Annotated in this window: 19 protein-coding genes; 3 read left to right on the top strand and 16 right to left on the bottom strand. The window is 64.7% G+C overall.

Going from position 1 to position 20,430, the window contains the following annotated elements; all coding sequences use genetic code 11:
* Window positions 1–11 precede the first annotated feature (11 nt).
* The 5 genes from RX330_RS07665 to RX330_RS07645 form a co-directional block, all read right to left on the bottom strand.
* Window positions 12–1,322 carry an ABC transporter substrate-binding protein gene (locus RX330_RS07665; RefSeq protein WP_317242591.1) on the bottom strand — a complete coding sequence of 437 codons (1,311 nt, stop codon included), beginning with the start codon at window positions 1,320–1,322 and terminating at the stop codon, window positions 12–14.
* Window positions 1,323–1,415: 93 nt separating this feature from the next.
* Window positions 1,416–2,120: an NUDIX hydrolase gene (locus tag RX330_RS07660; RefSeq protein WP_317242590.1), complete on the bottom strand. Its 705-nt coding sequence runs from the start codon at window positions 2,118–2,120 to the stop codon at window positions 1,416–1,418.
* 29 nt (window positions 2,121–2,149) lie between these two features.
* Window positions 2,150–3,175, bottom strand: coding sequence for an ABC transporter substrate-binding protein (locus RX330_RS07655; RefSeq protein ID WP_317242589.1), 1,026 nt, complete (start codon window positions 3,173–3,175; stop codon window positions 2,150–2,152).
* 149 nt (window positions 3,176–3,324) lie between these two features.
* Window positions 3,325–4,113, bottom strand: coding sequence for an ABC transporter permease (locus tag RX330_RS07650; RefSeq protein WP_317242588.1), 789 nt, complete (start codon window positions 4,111–4,113; stop codon window positions 3,325–3,327).
* Window positions 4,113–4,931 carry an ABC transporter ATP-binding protein gene (locus RX330_RS07645; protein ID WP_317242587.1) on the bottom strand — a complete coding sequence of 273 codons (819 nt, stop codon included), beginning with the start codon at window positions 4,929–4,931 and terminating at the stop codon, window positions 4,113–4,115. The genes RX330_RS07650 and RX330_RS07645 overlap by 1 nt, the downstream gene beginning before the upstream one ends.
* A 108-nt stretch (window positions 4,932–5,039) precedes the next feature.
* Here RX330_RS07645 and RX330_RS07640 point away from each other — a divergent pair, with 108 nt between their 5' ends.
* Together RX330_RS07640 and RX330_RS07635 are read left to right on the top strand one after the other, a co-directional pair.
* Window positions 5,040–5,822: an ABC transporter ATP-binding protein gene (locus RX330_RS07640; RefSeq protein ID WP_317242586.1), complete on the top strand. Its 783-nt coding sequence runs from the start codon at window positions 5,040–5,042 to the stop codon at window positions 5,820–5,822.
* Window positions 5,819–7,378, top strand: a complete 1,560-nt coding sequence (locus RX330_RS07635) for a glycine betaine ABC transporter substrate-binding protein (protein WP_317242585.1) — start codon at window positions 5,819–5,821, stop codon at window positions 7,376–7,378. The genes RX330_RS07640 and RX330_RS07635 overlap by 4 nt, the downstream gene beginning before the upstream one ends.
* Window positions 7,379–7,471: 93 nt before the next feature.
* On the opposite strand, the gene RX330_RS07630 is transcribed toward RX330_RS07635, so the two are convergent.
* The 9 genes from RX330_RS07630 to miaA all read right to left on the bottom strand — a co-directional run bounded on the left by RX330_RS07630 (window position 7,472) and on the right by miaA (window position 17,537).
* Window positions 7,472–9,184, bottom strand: a complete 1,713-nt coding sequence (locus RX330_RS07630) for a sulfatase-like hydrolase/transferase (protein WP_317242584.1) — start codon at window positions 9,182–9,184, stop codon at window positions 7,472–7,474.
* A gap of 328 nt (window positions 9,185–9,512) precedes the next feature.
* The gene (locus tag RX330_RS07625; RefSeq protein ID WP_317242583.1) at window positions 9,513–10,361 is read right to left on the bottom strand and encodes an SDR family oxidoreductase; all 849 of its coding nucleotides are present in this window, start codon (window positions 10,359–10,361) and stop codon (window positions 9,513–9,515) included.
* Window positions 10,362–10,510: 149 nt separating this feature from the next.
* Complete coding sequence (gene ilvC / locus RX330_RS07620; protein WP_140978497.1) at window positions 10,511–11,530, bottom strand: ketol-acid reductoisomerase; 1,020 nt, start codon at window positions 11,528–11,530, stop codon at window positions 10,511–10,513.
* A gap of 133 nt (window positions 11,531–11,663) precedes the next feature.
* On the bottom strand, window positions 11,664–12,266 hold the full coding sequence (locus RX330_RS07615) for a LysE family translocator (RefSeq protein ID WP_212080698.1): 603 nt from the start codon (window positions 12,264–12,266) through the stop codon (window positions 11,664–11,666).
* A gap of 7 nt (window positions 12,267–12,273) precedes the next feature.
* Window positions 12,274–13,161, bottom strand: a complete 888-nt coding sequence (locus tag RX330_RS07610; protein WP_317242582.1) for an EamA family transporter — start codon at window positions 13,159–13,161, stop codon at window positions 12,274–12,276.
* Between the two features lie 47 nt (window positions 13,162–13,208).
* Window positions 13,209–13,904 (bottom strand): class I SAM-dependent methyltransferase, encoded by a 696-nt coding sequence (locus RX330_RS07605; RefSeq protein WP_212080696.1) that lies wholly within the window; start codon window positions 13,902–13,904, stop codon window positions 13,209–13,211.
* Window positions 13,905–13,907: 3 nt separating this feature from the next.
* Window positions 13,908–14,450, bottom strand: a complete 543-nt coding sequence (gene ilvN / locus RX330_RS07600; RefSeq protein ID WP_212080695.1) for an acetolactate synthase small subunit — start codon at window positions 14,448–14,450, stop codon at window positions 13,908–13,910.
* A gap of 24 nt (window positions 14,451–14,474) precedes the next feature.
* Window positions 14,475–16,250 carry an acetolactate synthase 3 large subunit gene (locus RX330_RS07595; RefSeq protein WP_317242581.1) on the bottom strand — a complete coding sequence of 592 codons (1,776 nt, stop codon included), beginning with the start codon at window positions 16,248–16,250 and terminating at the stop codon, window positions 14,475–14,477.
* A gap of 330 nt (window positions 16,251–16,580) precedes the next feature.
* On the bottom strand, window positions 16,581–17,537 hold the full coding sequence (gene miaA, locus RX330_RS07590) for a tRNA (adenosine(37)-N6)-dimethylallyltransferase MiaA (RefSeq protein ID WP_317242580.1): 957 nt from the start codon (window positions 17,535–17,537) through the stop codon (window positions 16,581–16,583).
* 11 nt (window positions 17,538–17,548) lie between these two features.
* Here miaA and serB point away from each other — a divergent pair, with 11 nt between their 5' ends.
* Entirely contained in the window at window positions 17,549–18,454 is a 906-nt protein-coding gene (serB, locus tag RX330_RS07585) for a phosphoserine phosphatase SerB (protein WP_317242579.1), read from the top strand.
* Between the two features lie 95 nt (window positions 18,455–18,549).
* Here serB and RX330_RS07580 read toward each other — a convergent pair whose 3' ends face one another.
* Both RX330_RS07580 and RX330_RS07575 read right to left on the bottom strand, forming a co-directional pair.
* Entirely contained in the window at window positions 18,550–20,043 is a 1,494-nt protein-coding gene (locus tag RX330_RS07580) for a Do family serine endopeptidase (protein ID WP_317242578.1), read from the bottom strand.
* Window positions 20,044–20,186: 143 nt separating this feature from the next.
* Complete coding sequence (locus RX330_RS07575; RefSeq protein ID WP_212080690.1) at window positions 20,187–20,393, bottom strand: DUF2065 domain-containing protein; 207 nt, start codon at window positions 20,391–20,393, stop codon at window positions 20,187–20,189.
* Window positions 20,394–20,430 lie beyond the last annotated feature (37 nt).

Here is a 20,430-nt window from a genome sequence, read left to right as displayed (position 1 = left end):
GCTCTCCGCCGCTACTGGTTGCTGTAGGTGGTGCCCTTCGGCAGCGGCAGCACGGCCTCGCGCTGCGCCTGGCTCTTCGGCCACACCACATGGGACTTGTCGTCGACGTACTGGATCACGACGGGGAACGAGCGCTCGTTCTGCCCGGCCATCGGCGAGCCCTCGCCGTGGAATTTGACGCCGAAGCCGAGCATGGTGCCGCCTTCGGGTATGTCGGTGTCGAGGGCTGCCTTGCGCAGGGATTCCGGATCTATGCCGCCATATTTCTTGATCGATCGCGGCAGGACGTCGGTCAGGAACAGGTAGGTGTTGGACGCAGCCATGCCGACATGAGCCGAACGGATGGCGAGCCCCGGCTTGCGCTTGTCGAACTCCTCGCCAACCGCCTTGATGATCGGCGGCAGCTTCGGATCCATGCTCTTCTGGTTGGCGAGCCAGATCGAGATCGGATCGGTGTTGAAGACGTAGTTGACATCGGAGCCCAGGCCTTCTTTCAGCTTCTCATAGACCCCGTAGCCGGCGCCATGTCCCACCAGTGCACCGAACTTCAGCCCTTGTTCGCGGGCTTGCCGGAGCAACAGGGTGATGTCGGGATTGTAGCCGGTGTGGAAGACCACATCCGGCTTGGCCCGCTTCAGCTTGGTGACCAGCGCAGACAAATCCGGGGCCGTGGCCGAATAGCCTTCCCTGAGCACGATGTTGAAACCGGCCTTCTTGGCACCGGCCTCATTGCCCTTGGCGACGTCGACGCCATAGGCGCCGTCCTCATGGATGATGGCGACCCGCAAGTCCTTCGGGTCCTTGCCTAACTTTTCCTTCGTGTTCTGAGCGATGAAGTCCATCGTCATCATACCGAACTGATCGCCGGAGGCCTGCGGCCGAAACACGTATTTGTAGTTCTTGTTCTCCAGCACGGCGGACGAGATGCAGGTCGTGATCCACATGAACTTCTTCAACTGCTCGACGCGCGCTGCCACCGGCACGCACTGCGCCGAGGAAAAGAAGCCGAGCAGCATGTCAACCTTTTCCTGCTCGATCAATCGGATCGCTTCATTGATGGCGACGTCCGGCTTGCTCTGGGCATCGGCATAGATCGCCTCGATCTTGTAGCCCTCGACATCCTTCGCGCTGTACTGATCCAGCATGATTCTTGCGCCGGTATATTGCAGCTCAGAGCCGCCGCCGGCGAGCGGACCGGTCAGATCGTAGATGACACCGATCTTGAGCTTCTTCTCCTGGGCCTCGGCGGACGCCGCCAAACCCGCGGCCGATATCGCGACCAAGAGCCCATGTAGCAAACGGGCAGTCCTGCGCAGGCGCATCGAAACCTCCCTGGACGATTGTGCATTGCATTCGTCTTGCTTTTCGTTGTCCCCATCACATGGGCAGAGCGCAGGGATGTCAAGCCTTGCGCATCAGCGCGAAGCGAACTGCTGCTCGATAAAGGCCGTGACAAATCGCGGCATGGTGGGGGTGAGATCATTCACCCCGCGCACCAGATGGATGGCCGACAACTCAGGCTCGGCCTCACGGGCGAGGTTGGCTTCGATCAAAGCGCAAGCCTCGTCGCCGGACATGTCGAGATCGAGCACCTGCATCATCGCGATCGTGGGGCCGCTGACGACGCAGTGCCAATCCGGCTCGGCCCGATAGTCCGCCGCGGTCAGGCCGGTCTCCTCCTCGATTTCGCGGACGACGCTGCCCGGAATGTCCAGCCTGCCATCCCTGACGTCGTCGAGATCCGGCGTGCCCGACGGGAAATAGATGCGGCCCGCATTGGCGGTGTGCTGGGCCATCTCGCCCATCACGAAGGCGCCGTCGGACGTACGCAGCGCGCCCATGCCAAAACCGTTGAACACGGCAGGACCGGGAAAGCCCCAGTCGCGCCAGGCGAGGAAGCTTGCGAAATCGGTCTCGAAATAGGTCGAGGCGAAATGGCCGTCCATGAACACGGGATCGCACCCGAGCAGCACGCGGCCGTTCCAGATCTTCGGCCGCTCGCGTTGTTTCTCGGTGAAATGCGCCGCGATCTCGGCGCGCCGCTCCTTCGCGAACGGCCAGACGATCGGCCGCACGACAAGATCGAGCGTCGTGACGCGGTGAATGATGGGTGACGTCATAATGGACGGCTACCACATCTTCGCGTCAGCTATTTGGCATTCCCCGTCGTCTTTTTGGCCTGCTCGACGAACTTGTTGGTGAAGGTCTTGCTGACGTCGATCTTGGCATTGGCCACCTCGGGTGAGCCGACGCTGAACACCGAAAGCACGGCGTCCGCGCCCTTCGGATCCATCTTCCCGGTCTCGGAATACATCGGGATCGTGTTCTTCAGCGCGGCGAGATAGAGGTCCTTGTTCTTGCCGACCGTCTCTTCCGGCATCTTCGCCATGATCTCCTCGGGCGTGTGCGAATGGATCCATGCGAGCGTGGCGAGGATCGCGTTGGTGAGCGCCTGCGTCTCCTTCTCGTGGCTGTTGATCCAGGCCGCCGTCGTGTACAGCGCGCCGCCCGGATATTCGCCGCCGAAAGTCTCGAGCGTATCCTTCTGCGTGCGGGTGTCGGAAAGGATGCGCAGATCCTTGTGGTTTCCCTGGAGCACGGTGACGGAGGGATCGAGCATCACGGCCGCATCGATCTGACCCTGCTGCATCGCGGCGACGGCGGTGGCTCCGAGGCCGACGCCGATCACGGCGGTGCTGGTGGGATCGACGCCGTTCTTTTTCAGCATATACTTCAGGAAGAAGTCGGTGGAGGAACCGGGCGCGCTGACGCCGACCTTCTTGCCGGCGAGATCCTTGACCGACTTGATGTCGTTGGTTCGCGAGGGCGCGACCACCAGCACGAGGCCGGGATAACGGTCATAGACCACGAAGGCCTGCAGCTCCTGCTTCTTGGCGGCCAGATTGACGCAATGGTCGAAATAGCCCGAGACCACGTCGGCGCTGCCGCCGAGCACGGCCTTGAGCGCGTCCGAACCGCCCTTGAGGTCGACGAGCTCGACATTGAGGCCGGCCTTCTCGTATTCGCCGAGCTGCCTCGCCAGAACCGTCGGCAGATAGCACAGGCAGGAGCCGCCGCCGATCGCGATGGTGACTTTGCTTTGCGCCGCGGCAAGCGAGGTGGTGAGCGTCAGTGCGAGCAGCGCGCCGGCGAGCCTGGCAATCGTGTTCTTCATTGGTTTTCCTCCGTTCGGCCGGCGGCACCATAGAGCAGCAGGCTTGGCTTGAGAAGCGCTGCCGAAGGCACTGGCCATCGGCCATTCGGAACAATAGCATGCCGGGACAAGAGCAATTCTCGATAGGGGGAGCGCATCTTGCTCGCAGCTCAACCCCGCCCATCCGACGCGGTCGGCCGCCACACCAATAGCCTCCGCTCGACCAGCGTGACGCCATAGTCGATCAGGATCACGAAGGCCGACAGCACGAACATGCCGGCGAACACGCCGGCGACGTCGAACACGCCCTCGGCCTGCTGGATCAGATAGCCGAGCCCGGCCGCCGATCCCAGATATTCGCCGACGACCGCGCCGACCACGGCAAAGCCGACCGAGGTATGCAGCGAGGAGAACATCCAGGACAGCGCCGAGGGCCAGTAGACGTGCTGCATCAATTGCCTCTCGCTCATGCCGAGCATGCGGCCGTTGTCGAGCACGGTGCGGCTGACTTCCTTGACTCCCTGGTAGACGTTGAAGAACACGATGAAGAAGACCAGCGTGACGCCGAGCGCGACCTTGGACCAGATGCCAAGCCCAAGCCAAAGCGCGAAGATCGGCGCCAGCACGACGCGCGGCAGCGCGTTGACCATCTTGACGTAGGGGTCGAACACGGCGGCCACCAGCGGCTGGCGCGCGAACCAGAAGCCGACCAGCACGCCGCCGGCCGATCCGATCACAAAGGCCAGGAGCGATTCCGTGAGCGTGATGCCGAGATGCTTCCAGATCACGCCGGACGAGAACCACTTCACGATCTGGCTGAACACGTCGAGCGGATTGGAGAAGAAGAACGGCGGCAGCAGGATCTTGCCGAATACGGGGACAGTCGACAGCACCTGCCACAGCACAATGAAGACGACGGCGACCAGGACTTGGAGTGCAAGCAGCGTCGGGCGCGACATCAGACCGCCTCCGCCGCTTGCGTGGACTGGGCGTAGCCCTTCATCACCTCGTCCTTGAGCACGCTCCAGATCTCGCGATGGAGCGCATGGAATTCCTTGTCGAGCCGCACCTCGAAAATGTCGCGCGGGCGCGGCAAGCTCACCCGCCAGTCGCCGATGATGCGCGAGGACGGCCCGGCCGACATGATCACGACGCGGTCGGCGAGCGCGATCGCCTCTTCGAGATCATGAGTGACGAACAGCACGGCCTTGCGGTCCGCATTCCAGAGCTCGAGCAGCAGATTGCCCATCACCTGGCGCGTCTGCGCATCGAGCGGCCCGAACGGCTCGTCCATCAGCAGGATCTTCGGGTCGCGGATCAGCACTTGCGCCAGCGCGACGCGCTTGCGCTGGCCGCCGGAAAGCATGTGCGGATAGCGATTAGCGAACGCACCGAGGCCGACGGAGGTCAGCCATTGCTGCGCCCGCTGCAGCGCCTCGGCGCGTGCCGTGCCCTTGACCTCGAGCCCGATCGCGACGTTGTCGAGCGCGGTCTTCCATGGGAACAACGCGTCGGCCTGGAACAAATACCCGGCATCCCGGTTCAGCCCCGCGAGCGGCCGGTCGAATATCCTGACGTTGCCGGCCGCTGGCGTGAGCAAGCCCGCGGCGACGTTGAGGAGCGTGGATTTGCCGCAGCCGGTGGGGCCGACAATGGCCACGAACTCGCCTTGCGCCACTGCGAGATGAGCTTTCTCCACCGCCGTATAGACCCGCCCGTCCCCGAGCCGGAACGCGACCTTGGCATCTTCCAGCGCCACTGCCGTGGGCGTTGTCATGCATTTTCCTCCGAATTCGGCCCGATGCCTTAGCCGCTCGTGCCGCCAAGTTCAATCGAGGCGCCAAGCGTGCTACGCATGGGGCAAGGAAAAAATGAGCCCCATCCAATGCCCTCGAAGCCGGCGATCAGCTATCACTGCGTCACCAAGCGCTTCGGCTCCCTCAAGGCCGTCGACGATGTGTCGCTCGACATCGCCGAAGGCGAATTTGTGGCCGTCGTCGGTGGCTCGGGCTCCGGCAAGACGACGCTGCTACGGCTCGCCAACCGGCTGATCGAGGCCGATGGCGGCACGATCACGGTCGAGGGCGAGGACGTACGAGACGTCGATCCGGTCGCACTTCGGCGCCGGGTCGGCTACGTGTTCCAGGCCGGCGGGCTGTTTCCCCATTTGAGCGTTGCCGACAATATCGGGATCACGCCAAGGCTGCTGGGCACTCCGGCGACGGACATCGCGGCACGCGTCGACGAGCTGATGGAGCTCGTGCAGCTCGACCGTGATGCGCATCGCGACCGCCTGCCGGAGGCGCTCTCCGGCGGCCAGCGCCAGCGTGTCGGCGTGGCGCGGGCACTCGCGGCAAAACCTCGCATCGTGCTGATGGACGAGCCCTTCGGTGCGCTCGATCCCCTCACCCGCGATGCGCTCGGCGACGATTATCGTGCGCTGCATCGCAAGCTCGGCCTGACCACGGTGATGATCACCCATGACATGACGGAGGCGATCCTGCTCGCGGACCGCATCGCCGTGATGCGTGGCGGCAAGCTGCTGGCGCAGGGTACGCCGGCGGAGCTTTCGAAGAGCGAGGACGCCTACGTGCTGGAGCTGCTGCGCACGCCGCGGCGCCAGGTCGAACGGCTGAACGCGCTGCTGCCGACGAGCGGTGCGGCATGAGCTTGCTGGCCGATCCGCGCTGGGGCGAGGCGCTGGCGCATCTGCCCGACTATCTCGGCAACCATGTGCGGGTGAGCCTCGCGGCACTCGCGCTCGGTCTCGTCGTCAGCCTGCCGCTGGCGATCCTGACCCGCAACCGCCCGGCGCCGCGCGCCATCCTGCTCGCGATCGCCAGCATCGTGCAGACGGTGCCGGGTCTGGCGCTGCTCGCGCTGTTCTATCCGCTGCTGCTGCTGGCCGCGTCCGTCACGCTGGCCTGGTTCGGCGTTTCCTTCTCGGCGTTCGGCTTCCTGCCGGCGATGCTGGCGCTGGCGCTCTATTCGATGCTGCCGGTGCTGCGCAACGGCATCACCGGGCTCAACGGCATCGATCCCGCGCTGATCGAAGCCGCCAAGGGCGTCGGCATGACCGCGCGGCAGTCGCTGCTGATGGTCGAGCTGCCGCTGGCGCTGCCGGTGATGATGGCGGGCATCCGCACCGCCGCGGTGTGGGTGATCGGCACCGCCACGCTGTCGACGCCGATCGGGCAGACCAGCCTCGGCAACTACATCTTCGCCGGGCTCCAGACCCAGAATTGGGTGTTCGTGCTGTTCGGCTGCCTTGCCTCGGCGCTGCTGGCGCTCGCCGTCGATCAGCTGCTGGGCCTGATCGAGGCCGGCCTGCGTCACCACAGCCACGCGCGCTCCGCACTGGGCGCGGCCGGCATCGCCGCGTTGGTCGCCGCAACGCTGGTGCCGACGATGGGGCGCTCGTCGCAGGGCTATGTCGTCGGTGCCAAGACATTCGCCGAGCAATATGTGCTCTCGGCCCTGCTCAGGGACCGCCTTCAGGCGGCAAGCCTTCCCGCCACCACACGATCCGGCCTCGGCTCCAGCGTGATCTTCGGGGCGTTGAAGGCCGGCGACATCGATCTCTATGTCGATTATTCCGGCACGCTCTGGGCCAACCAGCTGCGTCGCACCGATATCAAGCCGCGCGCCGAGCTGGTCGCCGAGCTGAAGACGGCGCTCGCCAAGGACAACATCACCTTGCTCGGCGAGCTCGGCTTCGAAAATGCCTATGCGCTGGTGATGCCGAAAAAGCGCGCCGAGGCGCTCGGCATCCGCACCATCGCCGATCTCGCGGCACATGCGGCGAGCCTGTCGATCGCGGGCGACTATGAGTTCTTCTCACGCCCGGAATGGGCCGCGCTGCAAAAGGCCTACGGCCTCTCCTTCCGCGCCCAGCGCCAGATGCAGCCCGACTTCATGTATGCGGCGGTCGCCAGCGGCGAAGTCGACGTCATCGCCGGCTACACCAGCGACGGCCTGATCGCGAAATACGATCTGGTCGCACTCGAGGATCCCAGGCACGCGATCCCGCCCTACGATGCCATCCTGCTGCTGGCGCCGAAGCGCGCCGGCGACGAGCGGTTGCAAGCCGCGCTCACGCCGCTTCTCGGCAAGATCGATATCGCGACCATGCGTGAAGCGAATCTGCGCGCCAGCGGCAACGACGCGACCTCGTCGCCGGATGTGGTAGCGAAGTGGCTGTGGGAAAAGGTGGGCGGGCGGTAGGACCGCTGCAAGCTCCGTCATCCTTCGAGGGCCGCTCAAGAAGCGGCCATTAGGGTGACGGTCGAAGAGTATCGCTTGTGGTCGAACAGGAGACTACAACCCCCTGATTATCCCCGCGTCGATCAGCAGGCGGTTCAGCCGCCGCGCTTCGGCGCCGTCCTTGCAGCTGTAGAACATGCCCTTGCAGCGGAGCATGATCTCCTTCTGCTCGGCAAAGGAGGGGTCGAGCGGGATGCCGGCGGCCTCCTGGATGACCAGCGGCAGATAAGGGCCGTCGACCGTGTCCATCACGGCATCACTCTTCACCGGCTCGAAATTGATGGCGTCGATCGCATAGTAAGTCGCGTAGAGACGCGGATCGTAGGCGTCGAGCTTCTTGCCGATCGCGCCCTCGTCGAGCCCGGGCTCGAGGATGGCGGGCGCGAACTCCGGCTGATGATCGCCGTAACGCACGATCAGGAAGGGCTCGCCGGGAAACGTCTTCTTCAGCCCCGCGACGAACGCCTTGTACTGCTCGGCGCTCATCGCCTGCCGGCGCAGATATTCGTCGATCGACGCCACGTTGCCCGGCGCGCGCCAGTTCGGCAACAGGTCGGGACGGAAGCGCGTCTCCCAGGGGAAATGATTGGCGCCGAGATAAAGGAAGGTGAACAGCGGCTTGTTCGGCGGCTGCTGGCCGATCAGCTGGAGCGCCTTGTCGTAGAAAAAGCTGTCCGGCTCGACGTCCTTGGCTCCGAGGTCTTTCGAATCGAGGAAGCGTTCGATGCCGGTCGTCATCTGGAAGCTGCGGGCGGCCATGAAGCCGCCATGGGCGGGATAGAGCGACATCGTGTCGTAGCCGCAACGGCGCAGCGCCAGCGGCAGGCCGCGTTCGACCCGGCTCGAGGCGATGCGCGTGACAAAATAGGCGAAGCGGCCGAACGAGCGCGAGGACAGCCCCGCGAGCACGTTGTATTCGGTGAACCAGCTCGGCCCGCCGTTGGTCTCGGCGAGGAATGTCCGCTGCTTGCCGTCCCAGGACTTGAAGTGATCGCCATAGCGCGGCGGCACCTTGATGCCCTGTGCGGCGCGAATGTCGAAGCTGGATTCATCATGGATCATGATGATGTTCGGCCGGCGTCCGACCGGGTGACAGGCATCGACCAGCGGCATGTTGAGCCGCTCATTGGTCGAAACGGCCGATTCCATGAAGCCGTATTGCACGAAATCGGACACCGAACTGACGCCGGAGCGGAAGAATTTCGACAGATAGCCGTCGTCGTAATAGCCGCGCCAGGCCTCGTCCGGGTGATAGAGCGAATAGCCGACCAGCGCGGCAAGGCACGCGAGCTTGCAGGCGAGCGCCGGCAGACGGCGGATGCGGAACGGATCGAGCCACCACAGCGCATACATCAGCGGCAGCGTGACGAGGCCGGCCAGGATCACCGACCAGCGCAAATTCGGGAAGATCGCGAACAGAAACGCGACGGTGTCGCGGTCGATCATCATCAGGTCGATGAAGTTGACCGTCATCTGCACGACGTCGTGCTTGAGGCGCGACAGCAGCACCAGCACGACGACCATGGTGAGGGACAGCGCGCCCGACAACGCCGGCCGGCGCAGCAGCGTGATCCAGAAGAAGTTGAGGATGCCCCAGGCGAGCGCAAAGGAGAAGCGCGAGCCGAAATCGGTCTCGGTCTGGTACATCAGCGCGAGCGCGGCCAGATGCGGCGCGGCAACCGCAAGCAGTCGCCATATGCCGAGCGCGGCGACACTGGCGAGGGCGGCGGTGGCTGCAGAAGGACCTGGATTGGGCGCGGACGCCATTGACGACACGCAACTTCTGGTCCGGCGCGATGATACCCAGCCGTCTGGCCGGCCCAGGGAGTGAAAAAGGGCGGCTAGGGCTCCCGGCGCAGCCGGAGGCCTGCACCATGTCATAAAACTGTAACGGAACGGTCAAGGACAGGCAACGCGCGTCGTGACCGACCTTCGCTTAATGTTAGTGAGCGACGAACCGGCGCACGGCGCGCACCCTCGCGGACCGGGACCTCCGGCCCCTCCGCCGCCAATTGCGGCGCAGCATCTATCAGGACACAGCGAGGCCGCCATGGTGCTACGGCCGGCCTGGGCTAGCGGGGCTGAAGCGCCTGCTTCACTGCGGCAATAGCCCGAGCCGCTTGGCATAGATGCGGTCGACGGCCCGCTTGGGCAGCATCGCCTGGATCATATGCCTCATCGGGTCTGGCGTGACCTGGTAGCGCACCCGTGGCTTGGCCGCAGTCAGCGCCTCGAACACGATTTCGGCGATCCGCTCGGCCGGCAGGCCCTTGGCGCCGAGGTCCATCATGAAGGCCATGACCTTGTTCAGCGCCGGCAGATAGGGCGAGTTCTGATAGACGGATAGGTCGATCTGTTCGGCCTTGCTCCAGATCGGCGTCTTCACCGCGCCGGGGGCAACGATGATGACGTCGATGCCAAACAGCATCAATTCGCGGCGCAGGCTCTCGGACAATCCTTCGATGGCGTGCTTGGAGGTGCAGTAGGGCGCCGACAGCGGATTGCCGTTCCTGCCCGCGACGGAGCTGATCATCACGATCCGCCCCTTCGGCCCCTTCAGCGACGGATCGGCGCCGAGCAAAGGCAAGAAAGCCTGCGTCGCGATGACGGGGCCGATCACGTTGATGTCCATCTGGCGGCGGAAATCGTCTGCCGACAATTCGAGCACGGGACCGGCGACCGCGATGCCGGCATTGTTGACGAGGCCGGCCAGCGTCTCTCCGCCCAGGGTCTCGCGAACCGCTCGCGCGGCAGCAAGAACGGCGGCCTCATCCGTGACGTCGAATAGCAGGGGTGTGAAATTGGCGCCGAATTCAGCGTTGAGCCGCTCCGCATCCGCCTGCTTGCGGACGCTGCCGAAGACGCGATAGCCGCGCCCAATCAGGAATTTTGCGGTGGCCCAGCCGATGCCGGTGGACACGCCCGTGATGACGACAGATCGCATGGTTACCCTCCCCTCGAGGTTTTCCGCGATCATGTCGGAAAACGGCGGTGGTGCGAAGGGGGAGCGCAAAAAGCCCGAACCCGGGAGCCGCAAGGGACCCGGGATCAGCAGCGCACCACTTGCGTGATGCGCTGCGTCCGGAAGACGGCTTAGTTCTTCGACTTGTCGACCAGCGCGCCCTTCTTGATCCAGGGCATCATGTCGCGCAGCTTCGCGCCGACTTCCTCGATCGGGTGCTGGGCGAGCTTGGCGCGGGTCGCCTTGAACGAGGTCTGGTTGACCTTGTTCTCGAGCATCCAGTCGCGGGCGAACTTGCCGCCCTGAATGTCGGCGAGAACGCGCTTCATCTCGGCCTTGGTCTCGGCGGTGACGATGCGCGGGCCGGTGACGTACTCGCCGTATTCGGCGGTGTTGGAGATCGAGTAGTTCATGTTGGCGATGCCGCCTTCATAGATCAGGTCGACGATCAGCTTCACTTCGTGCAGGCACTCGAAATAGGCCATCTCCGGCGCGTAGCCGGCTTCGACCAGGGTCTCGTAGCCGCCCTTGATCAGCTCGACCAGGCCGCCGCAGAGCACGACCTGCTCGCCGAACAGGTCGGTCTCGCACTCTTCCTTGAAGGTGGTCTCGATGATGCCGGCGCGGCCGCCGCCGACAGCCGAGGCGTAGGACAGGCCGAGGTCATGGGCGTTGCCCGAGACGTCCTTGGCGATCGCGATCAGGCAGGGCACGCCGCCGCCGCGCTGATATTCGGAGCGCACGGTGTGGCCGGGGCCCTTCGGCGCGATCATCAGCACGTCGAGGTCGGCGCGCGGGTCGAGCAGGTTGAAGTGGACGTTGAGGCCGTGCGCGAACACGAGGGCGGCGCCCTTCTTCATGTTGTCGTGCAGGTGCTCGCGATAGATGTCGCCCTGGAGTTCGTCCGGGGTCAGCATCATGACGAGGTCGGCCCATTTGGCGGCTTCGGCGACGTCCATCACCTTGAAGCCGGCGGCTTCCGCCTTCTTCACCGAGCCCGAGTCCTTGCGCAGCGCAATGGCGACTTCCTTGACGCCGGAATCCTTCAGGTTGAGCGCATGGGCGTGGCCCTGGCTGCCATAGCCGACGATGGCGACCTTCTTGCCCTTGATCAGGTTCAGGTCGGCGTCGCGATCGTAATAAACACGCATGGTCGTTTCCTCGTTCAGGGCCGAAAATCGGCCATTGGTCAGTGTCCGAAGGGTGAAATTTGCGGATTTCGGGGGCTGTCTAGAGCATTTCGGCCCCTTAGGGAAACCCGTTTCTGCATGGAAATCCGCGACATCATGCATCCATGAAAACGGGGTAGAGGGAGGCCAGCAGCAGGATCGCCATCAGGATATTGAAGGCGCGGACCAGCCGCTCCGAAGTCAGGATCGGCCGCAATGCGGTGCCGAACAGGGCCCAGACCACGGTCGAGACCGTGCCGACGAGCAGGCTGATCAGGGTCTGGATCGCGATGTTGAGCGGGAATTGGGCGATCGCCGCATAGGCGGTGATGGTGCCGATCACGATCACCCAGCCCTTGGCGTTGATCCATTGGAACATCGCCGCGCCCCAGAAGGTCATCGGGCCGCGGCCATCCTCCTCCCCCGGCTTGGTCGGGCCGGACATGGCAATCACGGCGGCAAGATAGATCAGGTAGGCGGCACCGGCATATTTCAGGATGGTCTGGAGGATCGGATAGGCCAGGAACACCGAGCCGAGCCCGAGGCCGACAGCGGCGACCATGAAGGCGAAGCCGAGGACAATCCCGACGATGTGAGGGATCGTGCGCCGGAAGCCGTAGGTCAGGCCCGAGGACAGCAGCATGATGTTGTTCGGCCCGGGCGTGAAGTACATCACGATCATGAAGATGAGGAAGGCATAGAGCAGCGACTGGGACATGGTCACCTCACGCCGTCTTCGGCAGCGGTTTGGCTAACGCCCTGGGCCGGTTCGCGAGAACCATCACGGCGATACCAACGATCACGGTCAGCATGCCGGCGAGCCGCAAGGGTCCGAACCGCTCGCCGAACACGATGCTCGAGGCAGCCGAGCCGACGAACGGCACCAGCAGCGCGAACGGCACCACTTGCGCCGCGGGATAGTCGCGCAGCAGCCGGCCCCACAGCCAATAGGCAATGCTGGTGGAGATGGCGCCGATTGCCAGCAGGCAGACGAGGCCGGTGAGCGACATGTGGATCAGCGATCGGAAGGTCGGCGCGGGCCCATCGACGACCAGCGCGAGCGCGAATAGCGGCACCGCGGCGGTGAGGCAGAGCCAGGCAAACAAGTCGAACATCGGCGCACCGCGGGCCCCGCGCAGCAGGAGGTTGCCGATCGCAAAGCAGATCGGAGCGATCATCAGCACGGCGAACGCACCGACGCTGAAGTCATAACCCACGGTGCCGCAGATCATGAGAAGGCCAGCCGCCGCAATGACGATGCCGAGGGTCTGCACCGGCGTCGGCCGCTCGCCGAATGCGACCGCGGCAAAGCCTATGGTGAACAGCGCCTGGCTCTGCACCACGACGCTGGTCAGCCCCACCGGCACGCCATGGGCGATGCCGTAAGCTTGCGACAGGAACTGGCCGAGGAACAGCGTGAAGCTGATGGCGATCAGCAGTGACCAGGCGACCTTCGGCCTGGGAATGAACAGGCACGGCAGCGCGGCAATGGCGAAGCGCATCGCCGTCATCAGCTCCGGCGAGAATTCGTCGAGCGCGATCCGGCTTGCGACGAACGCAAGCCCCCAGATGACCGCCACGAGGATGGCGATGAGGATGTCGGCCGGCTTCATTGTTGTTCTCGGCTCTGCCCTGTCGTGCAGTCCTGTTGTTGTTCGTTCTAGCCTTGCTCGCCGGCTCTTGGTTTGCGCAGCAGATAGGTGCCGTGCATCGGTGCGTGGTAATCGGCCGAGACCAGCGTGAAGCCGACGTCGGTCAGCATCCGCTCCATCACCCAGCCGAAGGTCGAATATTCGTCGCGCATATGCGTCACCACGCCGTCGCGCGGAAAGTCGTGATTCTTGATCTGGAAGTCGGCCCATTGATCGACGTCGCGCTCCACGGCATCGGGCATCGAGACATAGACGATGTCGCGCAAATAGAAGCTCGCGCCGGGCTTGAGCGCACGATAGATCCGCGACATCGCCACCGCCTTCCAGAAATCCGGGAGGTGATGCAGCGTGAACTCGCTGACGATCAGGTCATAGGATTCGGGGCGATAGGCGAAGCTGAGCAGGCCGGCCGATTGCGTGCGCACCGGCGCCTTGCGGTCGCGCGCGTAGATCTCGGCGAGCGCCAGCATCGCCGGCGAGATGTCGATGGCGTCGACCTCGGCGCCCATCAGGGCGGCTTCGGTGGCCAGCACGCCGTTACCGCAACCGATATCCGCGATGCGCCAGCCGCGCTGCACGCCGAGCATTTTCAGCGCGGCCCGCGACCGCAGGTCCGCATCGTCATGGCTGTCGTAGATCGACGCCACAGCGGGCCCGATCCCCATCCGGTTCCGCTCATTGTAGTACCAGTCGCGCGCCAGCATGGTTCACATCCCTTCGGGCCCGCGGCCGATCGCGGCAACGCCGGTGCGCGACACTTCGACAAGGCCGAGCGGGCGCATCAGGTCGATATATTGATTGATCTTGTCGGTATTGCCTGTGATCTCGAACACAAAGCTCTCGGTGGTGGCGTCGATCACCCGGGCGCGGAACGCATCCGCCAGCCTCAGCGCCTCGACCCGGTGCTCGCCCTGCCCGCGCACCTTCACCATGGCGAGCTCCCGCTCGATCGAGCGCCTGGTCTGGGTCATGTCGACGACGCGGTAGACCGGGATCATGCGGTCGAGCTGGTGCTTGATCTGCTCGATCACCATCGGCGTACCCGTGGTGACGATGGTGATGCGCGACAGATGTTTCTGGCTCTCGGTCTCCGAGACCGTGAGGCTCTCGATGTTGTAGCCACGGCCCGAGAACAGGCCGATCACGCGCGCGAGCACGCCCGGCTCGTTCTGCACGAGCACCGAGAGCGTATGCGTCTCGTTGGGATCGTGGCGCTCCTCGATGAAGTAGGCGGATGCGGGCTGGTTCATTGTCGTCCCCTCAAATGTCTCTTGTCACACCAGCGCCTTGCCGCCGGCGAAGGCCTTCGCGGTCGCCTCGTCGTTCGCCTGCTCCGGCAAGAGCATCTCGTTGTGAGCCTTGCCGGACGGAATCATCGGGAAGCAGTTCTCGAGCGCCGCGACGCGGCAGTCGAACAGCACCGGGCGCTTGACCGAGATCATCTCCTTGATGGCGCCGTCGAGATCGCCGGGCTTGTGCACCTGGATGCCGACGCCGCCATAGGCTTCCGCGAGCTTGACGAAGTCCGGCAGCGCCTCCGAGTAGGAATGCGACAGGCGGTTGCCGTGCAGCAGTTGCTGCCACTGCCGCACCATGCCCATGTACTGGTTGTTCAGGATGAAGATCTTGATCGGCAGCTCGTACTGCACCGCCGTCGACATCTCCTGCATCGTCATCTGCACCGAGGCGTCGCCCGCGATGTCGATGACGAGACTGTCCGGATGGGCCACCTGCACGCCGATCGCCGCCGGCAGGCCGTAGCCCATGGTGCCGAGACCGCCCGACGTCATCCACCGATGCGGCTCCTCGAAGCCGTAGAACTGTGCCGCCCACATCTGGTGCTGGCCGACCTCGGTCGTGATGTAGGTGTCCTTGCCGCGCGTCGCCTCGAACAGGCTCTGGATCGCGTGCTGCGGCAGGATGACGTCGTTGCTTTTCTTGTAATAGAGCGAGTTGCGGGCACGCCACTGCGCGATCTGCTGCCACCAGGACCTGATGTCGGGCTTCTTCGCCTCCGCCTTGAACACCTGGAGGATGTCGCCGAGGACGTTGCCGCAATCGCCGATGATAGGCACGTCGACGCGGATGTTCTTGTTGATCGAGGACGGATCGATGTCGATGTGGATCTTCTTCGAGCCCGGGGAGAACGCATCGACGCGGCCGGTGATGCGGTCGTCGAAGCGCGCGCCGACGCAGAGCATGACGTCGCAATCATGCATCGTCATGTTGGCCTCATAGGTGCCGTGCATGCCCAGCATGCCGAGCCAGTTCTTGCCCGACGCAGGGTAGGCGCCGAGACCCATCAGCGTGGAGGTGATCGGCAAGCCGGTGACCTCGACCAGCTCGCGCAACAGCCTGGTTGCCTCGGGACCGGAATTGATGACGCCGCCGCCGCTGTAGATCACCGGGCGCTTGGCATTGGCGAGCAGCGCCACCGCCTTGCGGATCTGCGTCGCATCGCCCTTCACGCGCGGCGCGTAGGAGCGATGCACGTCGGACTTGCGCGGCGGATGATAGGTGCCGGTGGCGAACTGCACGTCCTTGGGAACGTCGACCAGCACCGGACCCGGGCGGCCCGACGTCGCGACATAGAACGCCTCGTGCAGCACCTTTGCGAGATCATTGACGTCGCGCACCAGCCAATTGTGCTTGGTGCAGGGGCGCGTGATGCCGACGGTGTCACATTCCTGGAACGCGTCGTTGCCGATCAGATGCGTCGGCACCTGGCCGGAGATGCAGACCAGCGGGATCGAGTCCATCAGCGCGTCCGTCAGCGGAGTCACCATGTTGGTGGCGCCGGGACCGGAGGTCACCAGCGCGACGCCCGGCTTGCCGGTCGAGCGCGCATAGCCCTCGGCGGCGTGGCCCGCGCCCTGCTCGTGGCGAACCAGGATGTGCTGGACCTCGCTCTGCTGGAAGATCTCGTCATAGATCGGAAGTACGGCGCCGCCGGGATAGCCGAAAATGTCGGTCACGCCGTGATCGATGAGCGCGCGAACGATCATTGCGGCGCCGGTCATCTGGTTCGGATCGTGGCTCTTGTCGCTCATTTGGCTTGCTCCGGATGCGCTGTTGTCAGCGGCTTTGGTCGTGTCGGGTTCGGGAAATAAAAAAGGCCCCGAAGAGGGCCCATGCACACCGCCTGTCATGTGGATGGCAGCTAGCCATCCCCGGCGGTGTGCCTGGGTACGACGGCGATAAGGAGTTTGGTAATAATATTACGCATGGTAGGGCTCGGCTTCCCAAAGGTTGCGCGAAACATAGCGACCAAAGCCCGGATGTCAAGGCAATGCCACCGTTCCTGCGCGATTTTGGCAGTGTAGCGGTGTTCCCCGGGTTTTGGCGAGAGGTAAATTAGGGAACCTGAGCACAAAAGCGCGTCAGGCGGGATCCCGGGCGGCGTTCACAACTGCCACGAGCCATCCCCTCGCCTCCTTCGGCTTCACCCATTCGAAGTCCGGCAATTGATGCCGGAACCAGGTGAATTGCCGCTTGGCATAGTGGCGGGTGTCGGCGCGGCCGATTCCTGCGGCCTCCTCCAGGCTGATCTCACCGCGCAGATGCCGGATCAAAGCCGGCACACCATGGGCCTTCATTGCCGGCAGCAGCGGATCGAGGTGCCTGGCGGCGAGCCGCTCGACCTCCCTCAGCGCGCCGGCTCCCAGCATGGCATCGAAGCGGGCATCGATGCGGGCATAGAGCTCGTCGCGCTCGGGGGCGAGAAATACCGCGCGAAAACTGTCCTTCGGCAGCAGCGGCGGCTGGCCCTCCCGATGCCAGTCGAGCAGCGAACGGCCGGTCGCCTCGATCACCTCGAGCGCGCGCGCGATCCGGGTGCGGTCACGCAGGTTCAATCGCTCGGCCGCGCGCGGATCGCGACGCGCCAGTTCCGCATGCAGCGCCTCCGCGCCGTCCCGTTCCAGCCGCGCGCGCACTGCCTCGCGCACCTCGGCAGGAATCGGCGGGACCACGGAGAGGCCCGCCGTCAGCGCCTTGAAATAGAGCCCGGTGCCACCGATGAAGATCGGCAGGCGGGCTTGCGCCTTCGCCTCGTCGAGCGCCTTTGCCGCGTCAGCCACCCAGGCGCCCGCCGAGAAGTTCACGGCCGCATCGACATGGCCGTAGAGACGGTGCGGAGCGCGGGCCTCCTCGTCATGTGTCGGCCGTGCCGTGATGGTGCGGAGGTCACGATAGACCTGCATGGAATCGGCATTGATGACGATGCCACCGGTGGCGAGCGCGAGCTCCAGCGCCAGCGCCGACTTGCCGCTGGCGGTCGGGCCTGCGATAAGCACGGCCTCGCCAAGAGGCCTTCTGCTGACCTGCTCCTCGTTCACGAAAACCTCAAATGTCCCTCGTCGCCACGCTGATCTGCAACCCCGACAATCCCGCGCTCGACTCGACCATCGTCGACGGCGCCCGCGCCGTGCTGCCGCAGGCAGCTCCCGCGCACTGGCTGTTCGACGGGGTCGCGGTCGATATTCCCTTCGGCGCCGACAGTAACCTCGAAGGCGACCGTCACGCCATCGAGCAGCGGCTCCGCGAGCTGCGCGGCGACCTGCCCATCGACATCGTCGTGCAGCCAGTCGGGGTCCGGCGCAAGAAGCTTTTTCTCGCCGACATGGATTCCACCATGATCGGCCAGGAATGCATCGACGAGCTCGCCGATCTCGTCGGGGTGAAGGCCCATGTGGCCGCCATTACCGAACGCGCGATGCGCGGCGAGATCGAGTTCGAGCCGGCGCTGCGCGAGCGCGTCGCGCTGCTCAAGGACCTGCCCGCCAGCGCCGTCGACGAGGTGCTGGCCAAGCGCATCACGCTGACCCCGGGCGGCAGCACACTGGTCGCGACCATGCGCGCCCACGGCGCCTATACCTGCCTCGTCTCCGGCGGCTTCACGCTGTTCACGTCCGCGGTCGCCGCCAAGATCGGCTTTCAGGAGAACCGCGCCAACGAACTCGTCGTGCGCGACGGCAAATTCACCGGCGAGGTGAAGGAGCCGATTTTGGGCCGCGCAGCGAAGCTGGCGACACTGGTCGACCTGATGGAATCGTTCGATCTCGACGACATCGACTCGGTGGTGGTCGGCGACGGCGCCAATGATCTCGCGATGATCCAGGCGGCGGGGCTCGGCGTCGCCTACCACGCCAAGCCGGCGGTCGCGGCGGCGGCAGCTGCGCGGATCGATCACGGCGATCTCACAGCGCTGCTGTACGCGCAGGGATACCGGCGCGAGGAGTTCGTGGAGGGCTGACGCAAACGTCGTTCCGGGATGGTGCGAAGCACCAGACCCGGAACCTCGAGATTCCGGGTTCGATGCTTCGCATCGCGCCGGAATGACGGATGAAACTACTGTACGCTCAGCGCGACAAATCGCAGCTCGCCTTCGGCATTCGAGACCAGCAGCAGCACCGACTTCTTGCCATCCTTCTTGAGCTGGTCGACCCGCTTCTGGATGTCAGCGCCGCTCGACACCGCCTCCTGGGCGACTTCGACGATGACGTCGCCGGCGGAGAGCCGCTTCTCGGCGGCGTCGGAATTGGCCTCGACATTGGTGACGACCACGCCCTTGACGCTCTCCTTGATCTTGTAGCGCGTGCGCAGATCCTTGCTCAGCACTGCCAGATCGAGGCCGAGCGCCTTCTGCGTCACCGGCTTCTCCGGCGCCGGCTCGTCGGTCTTCAGCGTGGCCTGCACCTTGTCGGGATCCTGGAGACGGCCGAGCGTGACCTTCTTGATCTGCTCCTGGCCCTTTCGGATGACGACGACGTCGACCTCCTTGCCGACCGCCGTGTCGGCGACGACGCGGGACAGGTCCTTCGGATCCTTGACGTCCTTGCCGTCGAACTTGACGACGACGTCGCCCGGCTCGATGCCGGCCGGCTTGGCCGGCCCCTTGTCATCGACGCCCGCAACCAGCGCACCGCGCGGCGGCTTGATGTTGAGGCTTTCGGCGATCTCGTCGGTGACGCTCTGGATGCGCACGCCGAGCCAGCCGCGGCGCAGCTCGCCGAACTGACGGAGCTGGTCGACGACGCCCACCACCGTTTTCGACGGCACGGCGAAGCCGATGCCGATCGAGCCGCCCGAGGGCGAGATGATCAGCGTGTTGACGCCGATGACGTCGCCGTCGAGGTTGAACAGCGGACCGCCGGAATTGCCCCGATTGATGGAGGCGTCGGTCTGGATGTAGCTGTCGTAGGGCCCCGAGGAGATGTCGCGGTTCTTGGCCGAGACGATGCCGGCCGTCACCGTGCCTCCCAGGCTGAACGGGTTGCCGATCGCGACCACCCAGTCGCCGAGGCGCAGCTTGTCGCTGTCGCCGAACTTCACCGCGACGAGCGGCTTCGTCGGCTTGATCTTGAGCACGGCGAGATCGGTCTTCTTGTCGACGCCAACGAGCTCGGCCTTGATCTTGGTACCGTCGTTGAGGATGACGTGGATCTCGTCGGCGTCTGCAATGACGTGGTTGTTGGTCACGACGACGCCCGCCGTGTCGATGATGAAACCGCTTCCGAGCGAATTGGTCTTGCGCGGCGCCGGGCTATTTTCACCGCCCTTGCTGCCGCCGGGGCCCTTCCTGTTCTTGAAGAAGTCGTCGAAGAACTCCTCGAAGGGCGAGCCGGGCGGCAGTTGCGGCATGGTATTGCCGACACCGCCCTTGGCTTCGACGGTCTGCGAGGTCGAGATGTTGACGACCGCGTCGATGACCTTCTCGGCAACGTCGGCGATGCCATCCGGTCCGCGCGCCTGTGCCGGCGTGCCGAACACACTGAATGCACTGACGGCGAGCGCGGCCAGCCCTAAACGCAAGCGGGTCGGGGCAATGGTGGCAGCGGGCATTGGTATCTCCAGAGAAAGGGATTCGGCGTCCAGACTGCGCTCGAACGGGGGGACGGCGCAAGCACGGAGGTCAACGGGCCTCATGACCCCGATAATACGGCGAAATCCGGTCTTTTGCCTTCACTTTGGCGTTGGTGCGAGGCCTAAACCGGGCGTCGCATAACCCAGATCAGGATCAGGCCGACGACGGCGGAGCCGATCCCGACCACCCGCAGGATATTGTCCGGCGTGGCGATGGCGCTCTTCATGGCCTTGCGCATCCAGTTCGGACTGGCCGCGAACATCAAGCCTTCCAGTACGAACAGGATGCCCAGGCCGATGAGGAAGTCGGCGAACGCAATGGACCTCATCGGCTTGGAACCTCCCGGTGTGCTGTTCTTGTCGGGA

Origin of the sequence: Bradyrhizobium sp. NDS-1 (assembly GCF_032918005.1) — a bacterium.
GTDB classification, from domain to species: domain Bacteria; phylum Pseudomonadota; class Alphaproteobacteria; order Rhizobiales; family Xanthobacteraceae; genus Bradyrhizobium; species Bradyrhizobium tunisiense.
Note: the sequence above shows the minus strand (reverse complement) of the source record. Positions and strands in the feature narration are given on the sequence as shown.